Source organism: Streptomyces sp. NPDC059455, assembly GCF_042750115.1.
Taxonomy (GTDB): Bacteria; Actinomycetota; Actinomycetes; order Streptomycetales; family Streptomycetaceae; genus Streptomyces; species Streptomyces endocoffeicus.
In genome coordinates, this window is the sequence record NZ_JBHYVB010000442.1 from 1 (window position 1) to 2,656 (window position 2,656).

3 protein-coding genes are annotated in these 2,656 nt (G+C 66.2%); 2 read left to right on the top strand and 1 reads right to left on the bottom strand.

The window, feature by feature from the left end; genetic code table 11:
- Positions 1-73: 73 nt before the first annotated feature.
- Positions 74-364: a GIY-YIG nuclease family protein gene (locus tag ACFXB5_RS53320; RefSeq protein WP_385223253.1), complete on the bottom strand. Its 291-nt coding sequence runs from the start codon at positions 362-364 to the stop codon at positions 74-76.
- A gap of 133 nt (positions 365-497) precedes the next feature.
- Between ACFXB5_RS53320 and ACFXB5_RS53325 the strand changes: the two genes are divergently transcribed.
- A complete protein-coding gene (locus ACFXB5_RS53325; protein ID WP_385223255.1) occupies positions 498-1,187 on the top strand; it encodes a hypothetical protein in 690 nt (229 codons plus the stop codon).
- A 365-nt stretch (positions 1,188-1,552) separates the two neighbouring features.
- Positions 1,553-2,371: a calcium-binding protein gene (locus ACFXB5_RS53330; RefSeq protein ID WP_385223257.1), complete on the top strand. Its 819-nt coding sequence runs from the start codon at positions 1,553-1,555 to the stop codon at positions 2,369-2,371.
- Positions 2,372-2,656 lie beyond the last annotated feature (285 nt).

Consider the following 2,656-nt stretch of genomic DNA (forward strand, 5'->3'; position numbering starts at 1 on the left):
CCAAGCCCCCGACCAGCTGACATCCGCGGCACCCCAGGGGGTGGGGAATTCCCCCGACAAACCCCCTGGGGAATTACGCCGTCGTCGACAGGCAACCGAGCGTGAGCCGCAGCGTCGAGCCGGCCGCATTGCCTCGGTAGTGATACCGCACCCGCTTGCGCAGGTTCTGGGTGCTGGTGCGGTTCGCCATGTACCGCGGCGCTATACCGACGTAGAGCAGGCATCGGGCATCCAAGTCCGGGTGGGGCGGCTGCTCGAAGTACCACCCGTAGACTCCCGCGACCGCCGGGACAGGGCTTGGACGCGTCAGGACCTCCTGCGCCGACCACAACCGGTCGGGGCTGGTGAGAGCGGTAGCTTCCACGAAACCTCCAGGCGCGCCGCGGCTGACAGTCCCAGGCTATTGCTCGGCGCCGACAGACCATTCCTGGCTTTTCCTCCCATACGCTATGGCGCACGTCACACCACGCCGTCGCCGTGGCCCCGGGGGGATCATGATGGAGCAGCTTCAGAAGCTCGTTGACCGCTATCGCGATTGCAGGCAGAGGCCAGTGCGCTTCCGCCCCAGCACGTGGCGCCCACGGCTGGAGCCGTACGGAGCGGCACACGTACTCGACGTCGGCGTTGAATGTGTGAGCCCGAGCGGAGCCCGTCTCATCAGCCGGGGCGACCTGGTCGACCTCCGTGACCGCGTCGGCGACGATCCTGACGGTCTACGCGACCTGTTCGTGGCTGTCATGATCTGGGGCTCGGGCACTACGAACGGACGCAGCCCGCGGTACACCGAGGCTGCCCTGTCCGACCCCCGCATGCCCACTGTTCTCCGGACCACGCACCAGGCGGTCCGAAGCGGTGACCTGCTCGGGGCTTACAGCCAGTTCGTTCTCAATGGGGTGGGGCGCTCCTTCTTCACGAAGTGGTTCGCGGCCGTCGACGACCGCGACGCCGACTGTGAGCGGGCCCTGATCCTGGACGCTCGAGTTTTTCATTCGCTGAATGTCCTCAACTGGTTCAGCTGGGAGGCGGCCGGCACTCGTCGGTGGCCGATCCGTTACGCCACCTACGTCAGCACCATGCACGAGTGGGCCCCATCCGTGGGAGTCACAGCCGACCGGCTTGAGTGGCTCTTCTTCCATCTGAACGGCCACATGGACGGGCCCTGCCCTTGCGCATCACGGGACGATTGAACGCGGCACCGCCTCCAGCCCCACGTCCCAGCCTCGTCCTGGCAGCATCGAGCCCCCTACTCGCGGTGAAACCGCAGGTAGGGAGCTTGGAACGCTGTTGAGCGACCTCGGACGGCCCAGGGACGGCCCGGATAACGGCCCGGCGGCCTATCGGCTGATGGGCACCTCCCGCGCTCGCGGGAGTGCTTGGGTTTCCTTCCGGTGCAACCATTCCGGGGGTTCGGCAGTCGTCTTCCGTGCCGTCCGGGCACCGAGCGGATGAGGCCGCCTTTACCCGGATGAGCCGGCCTCCCCTGCGCCGGATGCGCCTCGCCGGTTTTGGTCCCGGACGTCCCGGGACCACCAGAGTGTGGGGGAACACACTTATGCGTAAGCACGCCACCGTGGCCGCCGTTGCCAGCGCCCTGGCCCTGTCCGCGTTCGTTGCCCCAGGCGCCGCCCAGGCGGATGAGTCCGTGGGCGACACCGAAATCACCAAGGTGGTCGTCAACGGCGGGTCCAACATCGTCCTGGGCACCACGAACCCGAAGACCTTCACCATCGCGGTGACCGCCACCGACGACTCGGGCATCAAGGAGGACTACACCTTCCCCGTACTGTGGCACGGGCCCGGCCAGAAAATGCCCGACGACCCCTACGGACTGGTTATCCCCGACGACGTGTCCGGTGACTGCGTGGCTCACAGCACCACCACGACCACCTGCACCTTCGCCTTGACCATGAACCCGCAGATCGACCCTCAGGACAACACCACGGCCGGAACCTGGAAGGTGCGCGCCAGCGCCAGCGGCAACGACTGGGACTATGTCAGCAAGGACGTCGCCGCCACGGTGAAGGTCAGGCGCTACGCCAAGCTGACGGTCAACGCCTCGCCGGAGCCGGTGAAGAAGGGCAAGTCCCTCAGTGTCACCGGCAAGCTGACCCGCGCCAGCTGGGAGACCTACAAGTACGCCGGCTACACCGGCCAGCCGGTGAAACTGCAGTTCCGCAAGAAGGGCACCAACACCTACACCACCGTCAAGACGGTGACCACGGGTACCGGCGGCGCTCTGAAAACCATGGTCAAGGCCGCCACCGATGGTTACTGGCGCTGGTCATTCGCCGGCACCTCCACCACCGGCACCGCCACCGGCACCGCCACCGGCACCGCCACCGGCACCGCCGACTACGTCGACGTTCAGTAAGCAACGATGAAGCACCCGCGGCTGCACTACGAGTTCAGTTCCTCCTGACCGTCTCAGGAGGAAGGGGGCGATGCAGGTCCGTGAGGTTTGCGCGGCAGCCGTCGCGTTCTCCGGCACGTTTCGGCTTGGAAACGAGGTGACGGCGAGGTGGGTCTTGCCGGTGCCCGGTGTTATCAACGGGGCCTGAGCCTCTCTCTTCTCTGTCTGCAACGAGCGTCACCGTGAGCGTTCTGCGTCGTTGATGCATTGCTATCAACGGGAGTTCTTCAACGAGACGGAACGACA

Coding starts and splice junctions, on each gene's coding strand:
- ACFXB5_RS53325 (WP_385223255.1), top strand. CDS start 498: ATGGAGCAGCTTCAGAAGCTCGTTGACCGCTATCGCGATTGCAGGCAG.
- ACFXB5_RS53330 (WP_385223257.1), top strand. CDS start 1,553: ATGCGTAAGCACGCCACCGTGGCCGCCGTTGCCAGCGCCCTGGCCCTG.